The organism is Verrucomicrobiota bacterium (genome assembly GCA_037139415.1).
Classification (GTDB): domain Bacteria; phylum Verrucomicrobiota; class Verrucomicrobiia; order Limisphaerales; family Fontisphaeraceae; genus JBAXGN01.
On sequence record JBAXGN010000376.1, the window covers coordinates 1 to 1,608 of the forward strand.

The following is a 1,608-nucleotide window of genomic DNA, read 5'->3' on the forward strand; positions in this document are numbered from 1 at the left end:
TTTTGAATTTTCAATTCTGCCCACGCGTGGCTGGTTTTGACTGCCCGCTGACACTATTACTCGTCCGCCAATGGCAGACAGATGACTGCCGCTTCCTGCCGTCCTTGGCATGACACCAAGCAGTTAAGCCGGAGATAAGGATAAATTTCACGCTGCCGTTCGATGCCGGGAAACTCAAGGTAATGGATATTTACCTGGTTGACGCTGATGCTCTCGATTGCTTTTGGGTTATCGAACTGAATGACGCTATGCCCCTTGGCGATGGCTCGGATGATTTCCGGAGAGCCGGGCACGCTTTGGGGTTTGTCCGGGATGACGTTGCGCCACACCATTTCAAAATCACAGATTTGCCCTGCGTTTCCGAAGCCGATCCAAATGCCTCCCGCAACGCCACGACCCACGGAGCTAAACCCGTTAATCGTGCGTTTGAAGAACAAAAATCGCGCAATGGTGTCCGTTTTAAGATTATTCGCGTCGGGACTGCGGCGCGAACGCTCGCGCACTGCATGAGTGTAATCCAAGGAACTCCCGCCAGGTGTAAATGCCAACTCGCTCTCCGCCAGTCCAAGGCGCTGAAATGTTTGTCTGGCCAGGGTGAGGGCCTGCTTTTCGTCGGGGACACTCTCATTGGTTTGTCGCGTGCTGGCAATGGCCGCGCTGTTTTTATATAGAATCCAACCTTGACCGGGGAAAATACCGAGAAACCGTTTTTGGTCCGGGCTGCGGTAATAGCGTACGTTATGGTCTTTGAAAACACCTTCACCTTCCGGCACGGCCCGGTTTTGTTCCGTGAATTCCGCCAGGTTTAACAAGTTGGAAGTCAGGCTTGCCGGATAATTGGTGTTGGCAACCTTGAATCGGAAAACTTTCTCTGGCAGCGCATTGGTGCATGGCCAGGCAATGGGAATTTTATTGGGCGCGAAAGACGCTCCCAGCCGGGAAAGGTCAATGCCGCCACCTTTGCCTGGCAGCGCTGAGAATCCCACCCACAGCAATACGAAAAAAAACAGTTTCATGGATTCTGGGGAAAAACGCGAACGTCCTCGTAGGTAATGTCAGCCGGATTTCCTGAATCTGGGTCCTCGTAGCTGTAAATAGTGTCGTTAAAACAATTCCCCCATCCAGCCACCCGGAAATAGATATTCACATCGGGTTTGCCAAGCATTTGGGTCGCGGTCCCGGCGGCATACCATGAATCCGTGACTTTCATTGCTGTACCGGTCGCTTTTCCGGTAAGGGAATCGGCAAATACCCGCCCGACATCTTCAACCATATACACGCCGGTTTTGGCACTGCACAAAAGGTGTAAGGAATCATTAATGGGCAAGGCCAATTTATTCCACATATCCGTGTAGTTGTTTTCATTTAGCATATTGCACGCCAGGATTGCCATCCAGCGCAAGTTCTGGCTCCCCAAATCCATTTCTGACAAACGAACATAGTCGTAAGCCGTCGCGCCCTTATTGAAAACCGGATAATAGGTTGTCTTGGGACCATTGGCTGCGGTGGTATAATCTCTGCCGATCCCTCGAATTCCATGACCAATCAGCAAACCTAGCCCCAGTTTACGAGTTATTTGAAGGGTGCCTCGGAAGTTATTGTTAACCT

Annotated in this window: 2 protein-coding genes; both read right to left on the minus strand. The window is 51.2% G+C overall.

Annotation, left to right across the window (positions count from 1 at the left end; all coding sequences use genetic code 11):
- Positions 1-56 precede the first annotated feature (56 nt).
- Entirely contained in the window at positions 57-1,016 is a 960-nt protein-coding gene (locus WCO56_29825) for a hypothetical protein (protein ID MEI7733801.1), read from the minus strand.
- A partial coding sequence (locus WCO56_29830; protein ID MEI7733802.1) for a DUF6345 domain-containing protein occupies positions 1,013-1,608 on the minus strand: 596 nt, incomplete at its 5' end. The genes WCO56_29825 and WCO56_29830, both read right to left, overlap by 4 nt.